Origin of the sequence: Enhygromyxa salina (genome assembly GCF_002994615.1) — a bacterium.
Taxonomy (GTDB): domain Bacteria; phylum Myxococcota_A; class Polyangia; order Nannocystales; family Nannocystaceae; genus Plesiocystis; species Plesiocystis salina_A.
The window spans coordinates 1-18,798 of the sequence record NZ_PVNK01000085.1 but is presented as its reverse complement, the minus strand read 5'-3'; the positions used below and the strand labels follow the sequence as shown (position 1 = coordinate 18,798).

At 69.1% G+C, this 18,798-nt stretch carries 17 protein-coding genes; 8 read left to right on the top strand and 9 right to left on the bottom strand.

Translation table 11 applies throughout. From position 1 onward, the window contains the following. Together glgB and ENSA5_RS37240 are read left to right on the top strand one after the other, a co-directional pair. Positions 1 to 1,510 (top strand): 1,4-alpha-glucan branching protein GlgB (glgB, locus tag ENSA5_RS08125; protein ID WP_106391064.1); only part of this gene is annotated, 1,510 nt, incomplete at its 5' end. A gap of 104 nt (positions 1,511 to 1,614) precedes the next feature. Continuing rightward, the gene (locus tag ENSA5_RS37240) at positions 1,615 to 2,421 is read left to right on the top strand and encodes a hypothetical protein (RefSeq protein ID WP_181197504.1); all 807 of its coding nucleotides are present in this window, start codon (positions 1,615 to 1,617) and stop codon (positions 2,419 to 2,421) included. Between the two features lie 12 nt (positions 2,422 to 2,433). Here ENSA5_RS37240 and ENSA5_RS37235 read toward each other — a convergent pair whose 3' ends face one another. Continuing rightward, a complete protein-coding gene (locus ENSA5_RS37235) occupies positions 2,434 to 2,985 on the bottom strand; it encodes a hypothetical protein (protein ID WP_181197503.1) in 552 nt (183 codons plus the stop codon). Between the two features lie 37 nt (positions 2,986 to 3,022). Further along, positions 3,023 to 3,520 carry a DUF4188 domain-containing protein gene (locus ENSA5_RS08105; protein WP_106391059.1) on the bottom strand — a complete coding sequence of 166 codons (498 nt, stop codon included), beginning with the start codon at positions 3,518 to 3,520 and terminating at the stop codon, positions 3,023 to 3,025. Between the two features lie 116 nt (positions 3,521 to 3,636). Between ENSA5_RS08105 and ENSA5_RS08100 the strand changes: the two genes are divergently transcribed. Next, positions 3,637 to 4,269, top strand: coding sequence for a TetR/AcrR family transcriptional regulator (locus tag ENSA5_RS08100; RefSeq protein ID WP_219906749.1), 633 nt, complete (start codon positions 3,637 to 3,639; stop codon positions 4,267 to 4,269). Next, complete coding sequence (gene glgX / locus ENSA5_RS08095) at positions 4,248 to 6,368, top strand: glycogen debranching protein GlgX (RefSeq protein WP_219906748.1); 2,121 nt, start codon at positions 4,248 to 4,250, stop codon at positions 6,366 to 6,368. Before ENSA5_RS08100 ends, glgX begins: the two co-directional genes overlap by 22 nt. A 78-nt stretch (positions 6,369 to 6,446) precedes the next feature. On the opposite strand, the gene ENSA5_RS08090 is transcribed toward glgX, so the two are convergent. Both ENSA5_RS08090 and ENSA5_RS08085 read right to left on the bottom strand, forming a co-directional pair. Beyond that, positions 6,447 to 7,100 (bottom strand): hypothetical protein, encoded by a 654-nt coding sequence (locus tag ENSA5_RS08090; RefSeq protein WP_106391058.1) that lies wholly within the window; start codon positions 7,098 to 7,100, stop codon positions 6,447 to 6,449. A 141-nt stretch (positions 7,101 to 7,241) separates the two neighbouring features. Next, positions 7,242 to 7,658 (bottom strand): hypothetical protein, encoded by a 417-nt coding sequence (locus tag ENSA5_RS08085; protein WP_106391057.1) that lies wholly within the window; start codon positions 7,656 to 7,658, stop codon positions 7,242 to 7,244. A gap of 237 nt (positions 7,659 to 7,895) precedes the next feature. Between ENSA5_RS08085 and malQ the strand changes: the two genes are divergently transcribed. Beyond that, positions 7,896 to 9,422 (top strand): 4-alpha-glucanotransferase, encoded by a 1,527-nt coding sequence (malQ, locus tag ENSA5_RS08080; protein WP_106391056.1) that lies wholly within the window; start codon positions 7,896 to 7,898, stop codon positions 9,420 to 9,422. Positions 9,423 to 9,562: 140 nt separating this feature from the next. Here the strand turns inward: malQ and ENSA5_RS08075 are convergent, their stop codons facing one another. Continuing rightward, positions 9,563 to 10,714 (bottom strand): MYXO-CTERM sorting domain-containing protein, encoded by a 1,152-nt coding sequence (locus ENSA5_RS08075; protein ID WP_258182788.1) that lies wholly within the window; start codon positions 10,712 to 10,714, stop codon positions 9,563 to 9,565. Positions 10,715 to 10,978: 264 nt separating this feature from the next. Between ENSA5_RS08075 and ENSA5_RS08070 the strand changes: the two genes are divergently transcribed. Next, a complete protein-coding gene (locus ENSA5_RS08070; protein ID WP_106391054.1) occupies positions 10,979 to 12,178 on the top strand; it encodes a type I restriction endonuclease in 1,200 nt (399 codons plus the stop codon). Positions 12,179 to 12,274: 96 nt separating this feature from the next. Next, entirely contained in the window at positions 12,275 to 13,351 is a 1,077-nt protein-coding gene (locus ENSA5_RS08065; RefSeq protein ID WP_106391053.1) for a lysine-2,3-aminomutase-like protein, read from the top strand. Positions 13,352 to 13,367: 16 nt separating this feature from the next. On the opposite strand, the gene ENSA5_RS08060 is transcribed toward ENSA5_RS08065, so the two are convergent. The 4 genes from ENSA5_RS08060 to ENSA5_RS08045 form a co-directional block, all read right to left on the bottom strand. After that, entirely contained in the window at positions 13,368 to 15,392 is a 2,025-nt protein-coding gene (locus ENSA5_RS08060; protein ID WP_106391052.1) for a S9 family peptidase, read from the bottom strand. A gap of 16 nt (positions 15,393 to 15,408) precedes the next feature. Next, positions 15,409 to 16,725: a pectin acetylesterase-family hydrolase gene (locus ENSA5_RS08055; RefSeq protein WP_106391051.1), complete on the bottom strand. Its 1,317-nt coding sequence runs from the start codon at positions 16,723 to 16,725 to the stop codon at positions 15,409 to 15,411. Between the two features lie 41 nt (positions 16,726 to 16,766). Next, positions 16,767 to 17,423, bottom strand: coding sequence for a hypothetical protein (locus ENSA5_RS08050; RefSeq protein WP_106391050.1), 657 nt, complete (start codon positions 17,421 to 17,423; stop codon positions 16,767 to 16,769). Positions 17,424 to 17,550: 127 nt separating this feature from the next. Continuing rightward, the gene (locus ENSA5_RS08045; protein WP_146155454.1) at positions 17,551 to 17,811 is read right to left on the bottom strand and encodes an MYXO-CTERM sorting domain-containing protein; all 261 of its coding nucleotides are present in this window, start codon (positions 17,809 to 17,811) and stop codon (positions 17,551 to 17,553) included. A 63-nt stretch (positions 17,812 to 17,874) separates the two neighbouring features. Here ENSA5_RS08045 and ENSA5_RS08040 point away from each other — a divergent pair, with 63 nt between their 5' ends. Next, positions 17,875 to 18,498 (top strand): glutathione peroxidase, encoded by a 624-nt coding sequence (locus ENSA5_RS08040; protein WP_106391048.1) that lies wholly within the window; start codon positions 17,875 to 17,877, stop codon positions 18,496 to 18,498. The last annotated feature ends 300 nt before the right edge of the window (positions 18,499 to 18,798 follow it).

Below are 18,798 nucleotides of genomic sequence, written 5' to 3'. Positions count from 1 at the left end.
AAATGTGTATACGAGACAGCGCCGCCGCCGCACCGCCCCGAGCGCGCCGGTCTCGATCTACGAGGTCCACCTCGGCTCGTGGCGGCGCGGACCCGACAATCGCTTCCTCAGCTGGGACGAGCTCGCCGAGCAGCTCCCGGCCTACGCCGCCGAGCTCGGCTTCACCCACGTCGAGCTCCTGCCGATCGCCGAGCACCCCTTCGACGGCTCGTGGGGCTACCAGGTCACCGGGATGTTCGCGCCGACCCGCCGCTTTGGCGACCCCGCCGGGCTCGCGCGCCTCGTCGCGGCCTGCCACGCCCGCGGGCTCGGGGTGATCTTGGACTGGGTCCCCGCCCACTTCCCCGCCGACGACTTTGGCCTCGCCTCGTTCGACGGCGGCCCGCTCTACGAGTACGCCGACCCCCGCGAGGGCTTCCACCAGGACTGGAACACGCTGATCTTCAACTTCGGCCGGGCCGAGGTCTGCGACTTTTTGGTCGCCAGCGCGCTGTACTGGATCGAGCGCTGGGGCGTCGATGGCCTCCGCGTCGACGCCGTCGCCTCGATGCTCTACCGCGACTACTCCCGGGCCGAGGGCCAGTGGCTGCCCAACGTCCACGGCGGGCGCGAGAACCTCGAGGCGATCGCGCTGCTGCGACGAGTCAACCAGCTGATCCACGCCGAGGCGCCCGGGGCCGTGACCATGGCCGAAGAGTCGACCGCGTGGCCCGGGGTCACCCGCCCGTCGACCGACGGCGGCCTCGGCTTCGACTACAAGTGGAACCTCGGCTGGATGCACGACAGCCTCGCGTACATGCGCCAGGACCCGATCCATCGCAAGCACCACCACGATCAGCTGATGTTCAGCATCGTCTACGCCTTCGACGAGCGCTTCGTGCTCCCGCTGTCCCACGACGAGGTCGTCCACGGCAAGGGCTCGCTGCTCGGCAAGATGCCCGGGGATCGCTGGCAGCAGTTCGCCAACTTGCGCGCCTACTTTGGGTTCATGTGGGCCCACCCCGGCAAGAAGCTGCTGTTCATGGGCGGCGAGCTCGGCCAGCGCCGGGAGTGGAACCATGATCGTGGCCTCGACTGGGACCTGCTCGAGTCCGACAGCGAGGGCGCCGAGCACCGCGGCGTCCAGCTGCTGATCCGCGATCTCAACCGCCTGTACTGCTCGCGCCCGGCCCTCCACGAGCTCGACTGCGCCGCCGAGGGCTTCGAGTGGGTCGTCAGCGACGACTACGATCAGTCGGTCCTGGTCTTCCTGCGCAAGGACAGCGCGGGCGCGAGCGTGCTCGTGGCCTGCAACTTCACGCCCGTGCCCCGCCATGACTACCGGGTCGGGGTCCCGGGCTCGAGCGCGTGGATCGAGCGCCTCAACAGCGACGACTCGCGCTACGGGGGCAGCGGGATCGGCAACGGACCGGGCGAGCTCGTCAGCGAAGCGATCCCCACCCACGGCCACGCGCGCTCGATCGTGCTCACGCTGCCGCCGCTGGCCACGATCATCCTCGAGCCGTCCTGAGCTCAGCGCGTCCGCGTCGCTCGGCGCCGCCACCGCTCCGTGCCGCGTGCGCCGCGTGCGGTATCCTGGGCGGTGTGATCGCCGCCCGGGTCTCCTTCGCGAAGATGGTGGCGCTTTGCGCCTTCGGGTCGTGCATTGCTCTGAACCCCCGATTCGCGGACGAAGACGAAGATGGCGCGTCGGAGACCGGCGGCGCCGCGTCCAGCACCGAGTCCGGCACCGACACCGACTCCGACTCCGAGTCCGACACCGACTCGTCCGATTCCTCCGACTCCTCCGACACCGAGTCGGACGAGTCCGGCGCGCCCCTGCCTGACCTTGGCGACGCAGCCCGCGATGGGCCGCCCTTCGACTCCTTCGTCGACGACTTCGAGGATGGGGTCATCGATCCGAGGTGGTCGGCGCCATCGTGCAGCGCCGGCTGCTCGGTCGAGGAGTCGAACGGCGCGATGGCCTACACCTTGAGCGGGTCGCAGGCGTGCTCGTGCACGCTCCAAACCCTCGACTTCTACTCTCTGCGCGACGATAGCGTGCTCCTCGACGTCCCCGCGATCACCAATTTTCATCCCCCGCTTCGTTTCTTCATGGCCGTGACCAACGCCAACGGTGACACGATCGAGTATGGATTCGACGGTGACGATGTCTTCTACGCTCAGGTCGTCGTCGGCGACTCGGTGGTCTTCTCGGAGACCTCCACCTACGGCTCCGGGCCCCGCTACTGGCAGATCCGCGAGCAGGGCGGCGTGGTCTACTTCGAGAGCTCGACCGACAGCGCCGCGTGGGACATCGAGATGGAGACCGACACCCCCTTTGACGTCGGCCGGGTCTGGTTTTACTTCGGTTCGGTGGTTGAGGACACGATGCCTTCGAGCATCGGGATCTCAGCTCCGAACTACAACATCGTGCCGTGATCGCCGATCGGGCTATCGCGCCTCGTAGGCCGCGGCAGCGCGGGCAGGATCACCGATCAGCAGGATCGCGCTGCAGTCGCCCTCGACCCCCGCGCGGACCTTCGTCATCGCCGTGGTCACGCAGTTTGCGATCTTCGAGCTCTCCGCCGAAACGGAGATGTTCTGCGTTGGCCCCCCCGCGTAGCTCCACTCGACCTCGACGGCGGCGCCCTCGGGCGCGCACGCGTCGAGCGCAGCGTCTTCGTCGGCCAGCCCCGCGGCGATGTAGCGCGCCGCGTGACGGGTCGGCCAGTCGAAGCTGCAGTGAAAATCTCGAGCCTCGAAGCCATCCTTGGAGAACACGGCCTCGTCGATCTGCGTGACCTCGGCCTCGGCCTCGGCCTCGGGTTCCGCCTCAGGCTCGGGTTCCGCCTCGGCCTCGGCCTCGGGTTCCGCCTCGGCCTCGATCTCTGCATCGGCCTCGGGCTCGGCGACGGGCGTCGGCTCTGGCGGTGTCGACGGTTTGGACGGCTCGCACGCCACCGCGGCGGCGACGAGCACGAGGGCAAGCCCGAGATGGCGCATGTCTGCGAGTGTGCCACACGAGCAGACGGACACCGGCTCACGCCGCTCGCTGCGTCGCCCGCCTGGCCTCGCCGGCCGCCAGTCGCCCAGCCGCGGTCTTGAGCTCGCCAGTCGCGGGCACCAGCGGCCCGACCTTGCCGAGCCCGAACGCGGGCATGTGGTGGTAGAAGCACTCGTAGCTGCCCGGCTCGACCACGTAGGTCTCGTGCCAGATACCGAGCGCGCCGCGGCCCCACTCGCGGATCCACTCGCGCCAGGCCGGGGCGTGCTCGCGCTCCTTGTCGCGGGCGTAGCGATGCAAGTCCGCGTGCGAGCGCCAGTACTGGATCATCAGCGTGGTCCGGCCGGTGTAGGACTCGTGCGACAAGAGCCCCGAGTCGGGGTCGGCGGTGAGCTCTCGCATCATGCGCCCCATCGCAGCTGACACCGCCCAGACCACGGGGATCAGCCACCACTTGTTGATGCGGGCGCCGATGAGAAAGACGACGAAGCCCTCGTCGCGGGACACGGTGAGTCGGTCGTGATGGATGGTCATGGTTCGTCCTCGAGGCTGGTTTGGCGAGCGGAAATGTTGCCGCCGTCATCATTGTTGACATCGTCTACATAAATCAAGATGTTGCCGTCGTCAACATGTCCCGGCAAACTAGCTGCGTGGCACGGAGCGCCCGATCTCGAAAGAGCTATCACCACGGAGATCTGCGCGCGTCGCTGCTCGATGCGGCCGTCGAGCTGATCGCCGAACGCGGCCTCCACGGCCTGAGCTTGCGCGAGTGCGCCCGTCGCGCAGGGGTCTCTCATGCCGCCCCCTACCGACACTTCGCCGACAAGGATGCGCTCCTGCTCGCGATCGCCAGGCGAGGCTTCGAGCTGCTGACGCGCACGGGCGTCGCGGCCATGCGCGGCGTCGAGGATCCCCGCGATCGCCTCGACGCCTATGGCGTCGCCTACGTGCGCTTCGCCGTCGACAACCCCGTGCTGTTCCGGGTGATGTTCACCGCCGAGATTGAGGAGCCCGAGCCCGAGTCCGAGCCCGAGCCCGAGCCCGAGTCGCAAGACCACACCGGGCGGGCCTTCGAGCTGCTCATGGAGGCCGCCGCCGCCGTGGTCGGCGAGGACAGCGAGCAGGCCCAGGAGCTCGCCGCCGTCGCGTCCTGGTCCTTGCCCCACGGACTGGCCATGTTGATCCTCGACGGCCGCATCCCCGCGGAGCAGGCGTCCACCCCCGACGAGGCCGAGGACCTCGCGCGCAAGATCCTCGCCCAGTGGCGCGGACCGCTGAGCTGATGCCCATGGCCCGCGAGCTCGAAGCTGGGCAGCCCGACCCGCTCGGCGCGACGGTCCGCGACGGCGGGGTCAACTTTGCGATCGTGTCCAGGCACGCGACCCGAGTCGAGCTGTGCACCTTCGACGCGGGCGGCCACGAGCGTCGCATGCCGCTCCCAGCTCGCAGCGGCGACGTGCACCATGGTTTCCTGCCCGGCGCCGGCCCGGGCCTGGTCTATGGCTTTCGCGCCCACGGCCCCTACGCCCCGCGCGAGGGCCATCGCTTCAACCCCCACAAGCTGCTGCTCGATCCCTACGCGCGCGAGATCGTCGGTCGCTTCGAGTGGCGCGAGGTCCACTTCGGGTATCGCCGCGGGCAGCCCGACACCGAGCCCGACCCCCGCGACAACGCGGCGGCCATGCTCAAGGCCCGGGTCGCGGCGCCGCTCGAACAACGCCCAAACTCCGCCGCCGAGCTTCGCGTGCCGATCGCCGAGACGATCCTCTACGAGCTCCACGTCAAGGGCCTGACCAAGCAGCACCCCGAGGTCCCCGAGCCGCTGCGGGGCACCTACGCGGGCCTCGGCCACCGCGCGTGCCTCGATCACCTCCGCGGCCTCGGGGTCACGACGCTCTCGCTGCTGCCGGTTCACTACTGCGTACCCGAGCTGCACCTCGACCCGCTCGGGCTGACCAACTACTGGGGCTACAACACCCTCGGCTTCTTCTGCCCCGACCCGCGCTTGTCGAGCAACCCGAATGACCCGAGCGCGACCCGGGCCGAGTTTCGGGCGATGGTCGCCGCGGTCCACGAGGCCGGCCTCGAGGTCGTGCTCGACGTCGTGTTCAACCACACCGCCGAGGGCGACGAGCGCGGCCCGACCTCGAGCTTTCGCGGGCTCGACAACGCGCTCTACTACCGCCTCGACCCCGAGGACCGCGCGAAGCAGCTCAACTGGACCGGCTGCGGCAACACCCTGGACTTCGGTCAGCCCGCGGTGATCCGGCTGGTCCTCGACTCGCTGCGCTACTGGGTGAAGGACATGGGCGTCGACGGCTTCCGCTTCGACCTCGCGCCGATCGTCGGACGGAGCGGCCCCGGCGGCTTCGATCCGCGCTCGCCTTTCTTCACCGCGCTCGAGCACGATCCCGTCCTCGCCCGCGCCAAGCTGATCGCCGAGCCCTGGGACCTCGGCCCCGACGGCTACGCCCTCGGTCGCTTCCCCGGGCGCTTCCTCGAGTGGAACGACCGCTTCCGCGACGGCGTGCGCCGGCTGTGGCTCCGGCGTGACCTCGGTCGCGGCGAGCTCGCCCGCCGGGTCGCGGGCTCGAGCGATCGCTTCGACCACGGTGGCCGGCTGCCGAGCGCGTCGGTCAACTTCATCGCCGCCCACGACGGCTTCACCCTCGCCGATCTGCTCAGCTACGCGCGCAAGCACAACCACGAGAACGGCGAGGACAACCGCGACGGTCACGGCCACGAGATCAGCTGCAACTGCGGGGTCGAGGGCCCGAGCGAAGACCCCCAGCTCCTCGACCAACGTCGCCGCCTGGCCCGGGCGCTGCTCGCGACCTTGTTCGTGTCTCGGGGCACGCCGATGCTCCGCGCGGGCGACGAGCTCGGCGACAGCCAGGCCGGCAACAACAACGCCTACTGTCAGGACAACGCGCTGAGCTGGGTCGACTGGGCGGGCGCGGATCTGGAGCTGCTCGCCTTCGTGCGTCGGCTGATCTCGGTCCGCGCCGAGCATGAGCTGCTGCGGCGGGACAGCTGGCTGCGCGCGCCCGATCCTGGCGGCGCGCCCGATCGGCTGCCGGTCCGCTGGCGACGGTCCGACGGCGCGTGCATGACCGTCGACGACTGGCATGACCCGAGGCGGCGCAGCCTCGCGATGATGCTCGGGGAGGGCGACGACGCGGTCCTCGTGCTGTTCAACCCCGAGCTCGAAGTGGTGTTGTTTGCGCTGCCGCCCGGGCCCTGGGTCGTCGTCCTCGACAGCGCCCAGCCTGGCGCGCTCGAGCCGATCGCGTGCACGAGCTCGCGCTCGCTCGCTGCCCAGGCCGTGGCGATCCTCGCCCGGCCCTCGGGCTCGGCCATGACTTCGACACCCAACAACTGAGAGCTGACCAACACCTTCCGGACCCAGGTTCAGGTCGAAGGTCGCGGGATCTGAACTCCCCCCAGCTGCCCCCCGGACCTACGGAAAGGTGCACAGCCCGAAGCCAGGCTGGTTCGGGATGTCCTTGCAGGTCGAGCCCTCGGGGCAGCCCTCGGAGCCCGACATGCAGATCAGCGTGCAAAAGTCGGGATCCCCCCCGGAGCTGGCGATCGCGCACGAGGCCGTCGTCCCCGACGGGCCCCCGGGGCAGTCCTCGTCCTCGCTCTCGGCGACGCAGGGCGTCGCGCAAAACTCCCCGTCGACCCCCTGGACGCTGAGGATCTTGGACGGGGCCTCGCACTCCTCGGGGTCGTAAGGCCCGCCCGCGCCCGGGGTGCCGGTTGTGCCGCCCTCGTCGGTCGAGCCTGTCGTCGTGTCGCCGCCGGTCGTGGGATCGCCGTCGCCGTCGCCGCTTCCGAGGGCGCACAGACCGTCGTTGCCGCAGTGCAGACCCGCCGCGCACATGCCGTCATCACACGGACAGTCGAACTCGCCCGAGGGGCAGTCGGGGTCCGTTTCGCCCCCGTCCTCGGTCCCGCCGCTCTCACCGCTCTCGCCCCCGCCGTCGGTCTCGGCCGTCCCGGCTTCGGCGAGGTCGGTGGTGCTCGAGTCGTCGGAGCTGCCCGAGCACCCAATGAGCGCCGCGGTCAGGGTCAGGGCCGCGCAGGTGACGAAGCGGGGTAGCGTAGTCATGACAGGTTCTCCAAGGCTTCGAGCATGTCCTTCGTCGTCGCCGAAGGGCAAGCCCCGGATCACTGTTACGTGAGTGGGCCCCGGCTGGCAAATACCGGCAAATGCCGGCAAATACTGGCAAGCGCGGGCAGACAGCGCGTCCTACGCGCTGTGCTCGGCGATCTTGGGCCCCGGTCCGCGGATGCCACGGATCAGGTGCTCGACCTTGCCCAGCAAGTTGTCCGGCGTGGGATCGATCGTCACGAACTCGGCCCCTTCCGTGCCGTCGCGGACGAAGCCCAGCGGCAAGACCTCGATCTCGAGCCCACCTCCACCGCCGACGGCGCCGAGCTTGCTCGAGGTCGGCGCTCCGTTGCCGTTCGTCTCCTTCTTGACCTTGACGGCGGGCGCCATCACTCCGGGGCGCTCGGCCCCGCCGGCGCCAAAGGTGATCTTGATCCGGGCGACCGGCATGATCGTGTGCTCGTCGAGCTTCTTCGGCTCGCCGAAGATCGCGTTGATGTTGGCCTCTTGTTGGACGGTCTGGGCAATTTGGCTGGCGATGGCTTCAAAATCCACGGTCGTTCTCCTGGCTGAGTCGACCCAGCATGCGGGGCGCTCGCCCCGGTTGCGAGCGCAGCGTTTTGACCGCCCGGGCTCGCGCACCGGCAAGGCTTTCGCGCGACGAAGCTCGGCGACCGATCGCTAGCAGCCCGGGGTGCTAGCACCCCGGGCTGCTAGCTTCGACGTCGACACCCGTGGCCTCAGACCACGAAATTTGCAGCCTCAGCGTGTACGCTCGGCCGAGTCCTCACCATGATCACCGAGCGCACGAGCGGCATCCTGCTTCACCCGACCTCACTCCCCGGCCCCCACGGGATCGGCGACCTCGGCCCCTCCGCCTACCACTTCGTCGACTGGCTCGTCAGCGCCGGGCAGGGCCTGTGGCAGGTCCTGCCGCTGTGCCCGATCGGCCCCGGCAACTCGCCCTACGCGAGCGTGTCGGCCTTCGCGGGCAGCCCCTTGATGGTCGCCCTCGAGCCGCTCATCGCAGCCGGGTGGCTGCGCCCGCCCAACCCCGACGAGCTCGCCGGGTTCGACAAGCGCTGGGTCGACTTTGGCCGCGTGATCCCCTGGCGCATGGCCAAGCTCCGCGAGGCCGCCCGGTCTTTCTTCACCAACGCCACCGCCGAAGACCACGCCGCGTACGCGAGCTACGTCGAGAGCAAGCGCGCGTGGCTCGACGACTACGCCCTGTTCATGGCCCTCGACGCCGCCCACCAAGGCGGCGAGGGCTTCGTGGCCTGGCCGGACTGGCCGCCCGAGCTGGCCCGCCGCGAGCCCGCCGCCCTCGACGCCGCCCGCGAGCACCACCACGACGAGCTCGAGTTCTGGCGCTTCGTCCAGTTTTGCTTCGACCGCCAGTGGCGCGAGCTCGAGCGCTACGCGAACGAGCGCGGCGTGAAGTTGGTCGGGGACATGCCGATCTTCGTCGCGGCCCACAGCGCCGACTGCTGGAGCCGGCCGGAGCTCTACCACCTCGACGACGAGCTCCGCCCGGCCGTCGTCGCAGGTGTCCCGCCGGACTTCTTCTCCGAGACCGGCCAGCGCTGGGGCAACCCCCTCTACAACTGGGACGCGATGAAGGCCGACGGCTACGCGTGGTGGATCGCCCGCACGCGGCGCCAGCTCGAGCTCGCCGATCTCGTCCGCTTCGATCACTTTCGCGGCTTCGCGGGCTACTGGGAGATCCCGGCGAGCTGCCCCAACGCGATCGACGGTCGCTGGATGCCGGGCCCGGGCGCCGCGCTCTTTGACGCGCTCGAGGCCGCGCTCGGCCGGCTCCCGGTGATCGCGGAGGATCTGGGCATCATCACCGACGAGGTCGAGGCGCTGCGCGATCGCTTCGAGCTCCCGGGCATGAAGGTGCTGCAGTTTGCGTTCTCGGGCGACGCCAACCACCCCTTCTTGCCCCACAACTATTCGGCCAATTGCGTGGTCTACCCCGCGACCCACGACAACAACACGGTCCGCGGATGGTTCGACAGCGCGCCCGCGAGGGAGCGGGCGTTCGCGCAGATCTACCTGGGCGCCAACGAGCACGAGCCACACTGGGCGATGATCCGCGCGGCCGCGGCCTCCGTCGCCCAGCTCGCGATCTACCAGTTCCAGGACGTGCTCGGACTCGACGGCTCGCAGCGGATGAACGTGCCAGGTCAGACCGGCTGCTGGACCTGGCGCTTCGACTGGGACATGGTCGGCCCCGAGCACGCCCGGCGCCTGGCCAGGCTGTGCGCCGCCCATGGCCGCGCGGCCTTCGAGCGCCTGGAGCTGCCGGGCTGAGCTCGATCATCACGATCACGACCCACTCAGATCGGCGGCGTGACGGGGTCAGGAGTCGCCTCCCATGCTCGCCGCGAGCGCGTGCCTCAAGACCGCCAAGCTGTGGGTCGACATGGGGCAGTGAGCTCCCCGCCTCGCGCTCAATCCGCGGCGTCGTCGCGCCGACGGCGGGTGCTGCCGAGCACGACCAGGGCGAGCAACCCGAGCAGCGCCCCGCTCCCGCGCTCCTCGCTCGTGCAGCCACAGCCGCCGCCGCCGTCCTCGTCGACCGCGGGCCCGGTCTCGCCGCCGCTGTCGGACTCGCTCTCGTCGCCGTCATCGGTCTCGTCTGGGGGCGGAGGCGGAGGTGGCGGCGGACCCTCGACGCAGGTGTTGGAGCTGACGATGCACATCCAGCCCTCGGGGCAGTCTTCGTCGCCGAGGCAGCAGCCCTCGATCGCATCGTTCGAGCAGCCGCGAGCGGGGTCGCAGGTGTCGAAGGTGCACACGAGGCCGTCGCTGCAGTTGACCTCGGTCCCGCTACACAGCCCCTCGCTGCAGGTGTCGGCCTCGGTGCACGCGTTGTTGTCGTCGCAGGGCTCGGTCGTCGCCGGGTAGCTGCACGCGCCGTCGCTGCACATGTGGACGTTGCACGGGCCCATGTCGTCGAAGCAGTCGGCCTCGGTCGCGCAGGGCTGCCCAGTGCCCCAGATCCAGCTGTCGGAGCTGCTGCCATCACCGACCACGTCGTAGGTCTCGCCGCCCCACACGTCGTCGTTGCCGTAGGTCAGCATGCCGATCGGCGTGCCCATGGTGTCGATGCCGACGAAGGCCGCCGAGGCCTCCTCGTCCTCGCCGGGCTCCCACTTGACCTGGCCGATCATGACCCCGGCCTGGTCCCAGGCGGTGATGTACTGGACGCTGCTCGAGCCCGCGGTCAGGCCGAACTGGGTGACCGAATCGCTGAAGGTCACCGCGCCCGCGTAGAACACGATGCTGTTGAGCTGCACGCCGCCGCCGCCGATCGGCCACGGGAACAGCATCCCAGGTTTGACGTAGCGCGGGTTGATCGACTCGCCCGCCTCCATCACGCCAGGGAGGATCGTCGCGAGCTCGCCGACGTGGAAGGTGAGGCCCTGGTCGGCGTACTGATCGAGCGGGATCTCGCCGATCGTGGCCTCGTCGAACAAGGCGGTCCCGGTGACGCTCGAGACCTGGGTGATGTCGTCGAGGGCGATGACGTTGCCCTCGGCGGTGATCGTGCCGGCCCAGGCGACGCTGGACAGGGCGAGGTAGGCGGCAGAGCCGAGCAAGGATATTTTAAGGGGGCGGTGCATGAGGGTTCTGGGGCGGGGGCCGGACATGGTACCGGACTCCGGCGGGCGGGGAGGTCGGAGCGCAGATCGCCCATGAGATCCGTGATTTTCCCACTGCCCCCGGGCTAACACCGTTTTGTGGGCAGTTGAGACGGCCCCACAGGGACGGCTGGCTTCGACCTCCGTACCGCTTCACACAGCCGGCCGCAACCACGGCATCCTTCAGCGAGGTGGCGCAACCGCCCACCACCCGGAGACACCATGAGTTTTGAAGACAAGCTAAAGAACCTCGCGGCCAAGGCCGAAAAAACCCGAGGCATGCTCGAGACGGAAGAAGCGACCAAGAACGCCCTCGTCATGCCCTTCATCGCAGCGCTCGGGTACGACGTGTTCGATCCGACAGAGGTCGTACCCGAGTTCACCGCCGACGTCGGCATCAAGAAGGGCGAGAAGGTCGACTACGTCATCAAGCGGGGCGAAGACATCGTCATGCTGGTCGAGGCCAAGAAGGTCGCGGCTGATCTGGCCATCGAGCACTCCAGCCAGCTCTTCCGCTACTTCACGGTCACGAAGGCGAGAATCGCCGTCCTCACCAATGGCGTCGTCTTTCGTTTCTACTCGGACCTCGAGGAGAACAACAAGATGGACGAGAAGCCCTTCTTGGAGCTCAACCTGCTCGATCTCCGCGAGAGCCTCATCAACGAGGTCAGCAAGCTGTCCAAGTCGAACTTCGACCTCGACAACATGCTCGAGGCCGCCAGCGACCTCAAGTACATGCGAGAGATCCGAGCCACGCTCGAGCGCCAGCTCGAGACCCCCGACGAGGAGCTGGTCAAATTCTTCTTCCAGCAAGCCAACCCCAACGGCCGCTTTGTGCAGTCGGCCAAGGACCAGTTCACCCGGCTCGTCAAGCGCACGCTGACTGGCTTCATCAGCGACAAAGTCGGTGACCGATTGCGGTCCGCGCTCGCGCGCGCCGACGGAGCCGACAGCGCGAGTGACGACGGGGCGACGCTCCAGGAGACAGAACCGCCCAATAGCGGCGGGAGCAGCCTTCACGCCGACGCCGCGCGAGAGAAGGACGAAACCTCAGACATCAAACGAGCCTCGAAACAGGGTATCGTCACAACGGAGGAGGAGCTCGAGGGCTATCGTGTGGTCAAGGCAATCATCTGCGACCTGCTGCCCGCGGAGCGGGTGACGTTTCGAGACAGCAAGACCTACTTCGCGGTGCTCCTCGACAACAACAACCGCAAGCCTATTTGCCGCCTCCACTTCAATCGGTCCCGCAAATACATCGGAACATTCGACGCCGAGAAGGTCGAGACACGCCACGTCATCGACGGCCTGGACGACATCTACTCCGTGCGCGATCTGCTCCGTACGACGGCGAACCACTGGCTCTCCCACGACGGGACCGCCGAGACGCCCGCGGCCGCAGAACCCTCAGCCGAGAGCTGACGGGTCTGCGCCTTCGGCCGCTTCCGCGGAAGCCCCCGGCGAGTCATGCGGACCTGACGCGCAGGACGCGGTGTGTCACCCTCCCCCGACCACGCGATGAGCCCACGCAGCCCAACATCGAGTCCGCCCGACCGCCCCAGCGGGAGCGTCAAGACCGCGGCCGAGCTGCGTGAGCGCGGCCTGATCGAGCCCGGCGAGCTCATCGCCGTCGAGCGAGTGGTCGCCCGCTTCGCCGCGACGATCACCGAGGAGCTCGTCGAGCTCATCAACCCCGACGACCCCGACGACCCGATCGCGGCGCAGTTCGTCCCCCGCGCCGAGGAGCTCACCCTCGCGCCCGAGGAGCTCGCCGATCCGATCGGCGACGAGCCCCATACACCCGTCCCGGGCATCACCCACCGCTACCCCGATCGCGTCCTGCTCAAGCCGCTCCACGTGTGCCCGGTCTACTGTCGGTTCTGCTTCCGCCGCGAGGTCGTCGGCCCCGGGACCGGGGTCCTGGCCGAGGCCGAGCTCGAGGCCGCGCTGGCCTACATCCGCGAGCACTCCGAGATCTGGGAGGTCATCCTGACCGGCGGCGACCCGCTGGTGCTCTCCCCTCGTCGGCTCGGCGCGCTGATCGCCGCCCTCGACGCGATCGAGCACGTCCGCGTGATCCGGATCCACACCCGGGTCCCGGTCGTCGATCCGCGCCGGATCAACGACGAGCTGCTCGCCGCCCTCGCCGTGGCGAGCGCGGTCTACGTCGTGCTCCACTGCAACCACCCCCGCGAGCTCAGCGCCCGGGCGGCCGAGGCCTGCGCGCGGATCGTGAACGCGGGCGTGCCGATGCTCAGCCAGTCGGTGCTCCTGCGGGGGGTCAACGCCGACGCCGACACCCTCGAGGCCCTGTTTCGCCGACTCGTCGAGCTGCGCGTCAAGCCTTACTACCTCCACCACGGCGACCTCGCCCGGGGCACAGGCCACTTTCGAACCACGATCGAGACCGGCCAGGCGCTGACCCGCGCGCTGCGAGGCCGGGTCTCGGGGCTGTGCCAGCCGACCTACGTGCTCGACATTCCCGGCGGCCACGGCAAAGTCCCGATCGGGGCCAACTACATTGAGCAGGACGGACAAATCGCCGACATCAACGGCGAATTGCACGAATACCCGCCGCACGCGGAAGAGCCCTAAGAGTCCCTGAGCGCCCTCAGTCGCCTTCGCTCTTCACGTGCTCGTCAAACCAGTCGAGCCAGCGATTGACGAAGTCCAGGCTGTGCACGTTCTCGCCGATCCCGTGCCCTTCGCGCGGATACATGACCAGCTGCGTGTCCACGCCCAGGTGCCGCAGCCCGCGATAGAGCTCCAGCGACTGGCCCGTGGGCACGCGCGTGTCGGCGAGGCCGTGGACGATCAGCGACGCGGTCTGGGAGCCCTCGATGTGGGCCAGCGGCGAGCGCTCCCAGGGCAGCTCCATGTCGTCCCAGGGCCACAGCTTCCAGTGCACGAGCGAGTTCTCGTGCTCGATCTCGGTCGTCCCGGTGAACGAGATCCAGTTGGTGATCGCGGCGGCGATCATCGCGGCCCGGAAGCGCTCGCTGTAGGTCGTCGCGGCCAGGGCAGAGAAGTAGCCGCCGTAGCTCCACCCGCCCATGCCGACGCGCTCGGGGTCGACGAGGCCCTGGGCGACGAGGTGGTCGATGCCCGCAAGCACGTCGCCAAATTCCTTGCCGCCGAGATCTTGGTGATCGGCGGTCGCAAACTCAGTCCCGCGCCCGGCGCTGCCGCGGTAGTTGGGCATGAACACGACGTAGCCGCGGGTCGCAAACAGCTGGGCCGGATAGGTTGCCCGGGTGGTCCAGCCATTGAGCGAGATGCCCTCGGGCCCGCCGTGGGGCAGCACGGCGAGCGGGTAGCGGGTGCCGGCCTCGTAGCCGACGGGCTTGATCAGCACGCCCTCGAGCTCGAGGCCGTCCTCGGCCTTCCAGCTCACGACCTCCTGGGCCCCGAGCGTGCGCGTGAGCAGCGAGGGGTTGGCGACCGTGACCCGGGCGAGGCGGCGAGTCTCGAGCGCGCCCGAGAACACCTCGCGGGGGTGCTGGCTGGTGTCGCCCGCGCAGGCCAGCGCGCCGCGGCTGCCGAGGCTGAGATCGTGACAGATCGGGCCCGAGTCGATGACGGTCTTCACGGCCCCGCTGGCGACGGCGAGGGTGTTGATCGTGGTCTTGGTGCCCTGCGAGGCCAAAAACACCACGGTGTTGTCGTCGGTCCAGTCGACGAAGGTGCCGGTCGCCTCGAGCTCGGCGGTCAGCGCCCGAGCCTCGCCGCCCGCGGCCGCGACCACATGGACGATGCCCGCGGTCGAGTCGTGAATGTCGGCGGCGCCGAGGAAGGCGAGCTGCTCGCCGTTGGGCGACCAGGCCATGTGCCCGAGCTTGCCCGCGGTCTTGGTCAGCGGCTCGAGCCCGCCGCCAGCCGCCGCGACCGTGTAGAGCGACGAGTACATCATCGCGTGATCGATCGTCGCGCGCTCGGACGCCCGGACCGCGAGCCGATCACCCTTGGGCGACCACTCGAAGTCGAGCACGTTCTCGCCGCTGGTCACGAGCTCGCGCGACTCCTCGGTCGCGAGCGTGTACACGAACAGCCGGGTCTTGGTTCCGCCAGCCTCGTCGACGACCCAGTCGCGGCCGGCCTCGCGCTCTTTCTTGTCAGCGGCGGTCTCGCGCGCGATCGCGTAGGCGACGTGCTTGCCGTCGGGCGACCACTCGAAGCGTCGAATCGAGCTCGTGGCCTCGAACAGCAGCTCGGGCTCCCCGCCGTCGATCGGCATCACGTAGATCTGGGTGTAGGCGTCTTTGCCGCGCTTGCCCAAGAACGCGATCCGGCGGCCATCGGGCGACCAGCGCGGCGAGCTCGAGCTGTGGCCCTCGGCCGTGAGCCGCCGCGGCGGATGCTTGCCCGCGGCGTCGACCAGCCAGATCTGGCTGTGGGCGCGACCGGGCTCGTCGAGAGGGCTCGGGACCCGGAGCACGTGGGCGATGAGCTTCCCGTCGGGCGAGAGCTCGACGTCCGCGACCTGCTTCATCAGCACGATGTCCTCGGCCGTGAGCGCCTCGCTTCGCGCGGCCGCCTCGGCCTCGACGACCCAGGAGATCGTCGAGGTTGAGGTGTCGGCGTGCGCGCAGGCGCAAAGAAGGGTCGCGGCGAGCAGGGGCGCCAGCTTGTTCGGCATACGCGAGGCTACCCAATCAGGGGCTGACGTGCGAGGTCTGGCCCTCGAGCATGTTTGCGACCCAGTCGACCATGCGCACGCCGTTGACGTTGGTCAGGTAGTAGTTCGGGAAGCTCAGCGAGGTGTGCGAGGTCCCGGCCATCAAGTACGAGCCCCAGTTCGGCTGCGGGCTGATCGTGGTCCGGAGCGAATAGATGCCGGCTTCGAAGTAGTCGGGGTTCATCGGCAGCTCGATGATCCCCGGCGGGCACTGCTCGCCGCCCTCGTTCTGAATGCCGTAGCCAAAGAAGGTCCGAATGACGAGATCGCGCTCGGCCGAGATGAAGCCCAGGGTCTGATCGGCGTGCTTGTTCGCCATGTAGTTGGCGAGCTTCCCGATGCCGCCGCCGTCGTCGCCGAAGCACTCCTCGCACGCGGCCGGGATCGTCGCGTCGAGGTTGAACAGGTCGCGCCAGGTCTGCTGCAGACACGGCACGAGGTAGGCGTCGCTCAGCGGCGGGCCCGAGTCGTCGATCAGCGTGACCTTGGAGCCGGCGAAGGCGTCGGCGATCCGATCGTAGTTGAAAGCGGCGCCGAAGCCCCCGGCGCTGATGCCCGTGACGAGCACGTGCGAGGTCTCGTCTTTGAAGGTCGGGACGATGCGGTCGAGGAAGTGATGGACGTTGGTGAAGCCGACGAATTGCTGGGGGGCCCCAAACGCGAAACCCGGCACCGCGGTGTCCGGGGCCGCGCCCGCGTGGACGTCACCGGTGCAGTAGGGCACGTAGATGAAGTTCCAGTCGCGGACCGGGTTGTCGCCGTTGAGGGTGCTGAAGATGCCGCCCTGCAAGACCGTGTTTTGCCAGAGCAGATCGAAGGTCAGCTCGTCGAAGTTGGCGAAGCTGGCGTAAAACAGCCCGCAGGTGGCCTCGTTGAAGCAGCCGCCGCCGCCCTCGAAGAAGATCACGACCTCGTCGGAGATCCCGTAGCGCACGCCGATCCCGGTCGGGCTGCCGTCGATGCACTCGGCCTCGGGGATGTCGATCCAGTTCCACTCGCCGGGCGGGGCCTCGGGCAGCGGCTCGCCGTCGTAGATCGGGTCGGGATCGGGGTCGGGCGCCTCGGGCATGTCGGCGGGCGGCGGGCCGGTCTCGGTCTCGTCGTCGCTGGCTTCGCCGTCGCCGCTGTCTTCACTGCCTGCGTCTGCGCTGCCGGTCGCCGGGGTCGTCGTCTCGTCGGCGGCGGTCTCGGACGAGGCCCCGGTCTCGCTGCTCGACGCGCCGTCGTCAGCACACCCGAGCGCGAGGCTCGAGGCGCAGGCACACAAAACCATCGACATCAGACGCGAGCTCATGACCCAGGATTGTCCGAAACCGGGCCAAGGTCAAAACAGGCTCAAAACCGAACGCTGGCGCCCCCGCTGAGCCCACGCATGCCCACAAACGCGCCATCGAAATAGACTGACACTCGGTTCGCAATCGTCAGGTTGAAGCCCGCGGCGACCGACACATGATAGAGGTCGCTGCCGACACGCCGTGTCTCGTCGGGGTGCCAGAACACCGGGCCGCCGAAGCCACGCACGGCCAGGTAGGGGCTCCAGGCTTCGCCGAGGGTCCAGCCCACGCTGAGGTCGCCCTTGAAGTCGAGGGCGTGGAGCCCCGCCCGCGCGCCGTCGGACTCGCGCCGGGTCGAGGCCGAGGATCCGCTGAAGGTGCCGACCACGAGCAGGTAGGGGATCTGCGCCTTGGTCCCGAACCAGCGCCGGGCGACGACGAAGGACCACACGACCCCGGGGCGGATCACCCACGCGTCCGCGCGCCCCTCGACGCGACCGCCCATGTGGGGCCCGACGGCCGCGCCGAGCACCAGGTCGTTGTCGAGCGTGGCCAGGAAGCTCAGCGAGTACGCGGACTGGCGGAAGCGGTAGCGCTCCTTGTTCGAGAAGATCAGCCGCGTGTCGGACGAGCCGTAGCTCAGCCCGATCGTGAACGGCCTCCGCTCGTCGGCGGGGTTCGTGGCCCTGCACCCGGTCGGACCGACCGGCGCGCTCACGCCTCAAGCCGCGGCGAGGCGCGGGCTCACGAGGGTCAGGGCGAACAGACAGACGGGCACGAGCAGGGGCAGGCAGCGCATGGGAGATCCTACTCGATCGCCAGGAGCAGGTCCGACTCGCACGTCGTTAAAAGCGACCCCCACGAGCGGAGCGTTGACGCCCCCGATCGACAGCGAGGGCGCTCGAGCACGAGCGCCGACGCAGGCTCACCCCGGAGACCAGCAACACGAACACGGCCAACCCGAGCAGCGCGTCGCCGTCGCCGACGACCGAGCAGTCCGAGTCGCCCTCGTCCGTCGGCGGCGGCTCGGGCTCCACATCAGCCAGGGCCAGCGAGGAGCTCCCCGCAGCGAACACGAACACGAGGGCAAAGGCGAGCTCACGCATGCCCGCGAGGATAGCGTCCGCGCCTCGCTCGACGCCAACCATGACTCGGGGTACAGCCACGACATGCGCTCCGCGACGCTCCTCCTGGCCCTCGCACTCGCCGCCTGCGAAGCCAAGCAGCCCAACGCCGAGAAGTCGGCCCCAGCCGACGCCGAGGCCAAGCCGCCCGGGCCCGAAGCGGCCAAGGTCGTGCCCAACGACGTCGTCCTCGATCACGAGGTCGAGCTCCTCAGCGGCGACGCCAAGAGCCTCAGCGACTACCGCGGCAAGGCCCTGCTGGTCGTCAACACGGCCTCGGAGTGCGGCTTCACCCCGCAGTATGCCGACCTCCAGGCCGTCTACGCCAAGTACAAGGACCGGGGCCTCGAGGTCCTCGCGTTCCCGTCCAACGACTTCGGCGCCCAGGAGCCCGGCACCCCCGAGCAGATCGACGCCTTCGTTCACAGCGAGTACGCGGTCGAATTCGAGCTGTTCGACAAGGTCGTGACGACCGGCGCGGACAAGGATCCGGTCTACCGCACGCTGACCGAGGAGACCGGCGAGGGCATCAAGGGCGAGGTCACGTGGAACTTCACCAAGTTCCTGGTCGACCCCCAAGGTCGCGTGGTCCGGCGCTTCGAGCCCCCGGTCAAGCCGACGGACCCCGAGGTCATCGCGGCGATCGAGCAGGTCTTGCCCGGCGCTTGATTGGTGACGGTCGGTGACGCCCGGTTCGCGCGCTTCAATCGACGCTGCGCGACGGTTCGAGCCGGGCCCCGCCCACACCAAAATGTCGACCACGGCCCCTAGACGGGCCGCTGGGACGGGTTTTCGATCGCGAGCGAGGACCCGACCGTAACGAGGGGCTGGACACCCATCGGTGGCACTGCTGTCCCTGACGGTTCGCCCATCTGGACCGAATACTGGTCCCAAGATGGACACCACAGCTCGCCTCGCCGCTCGCCGCTTCCTCGCCCCGCGCCCCCTCGCCCCCCGTCCCCTTGCCCG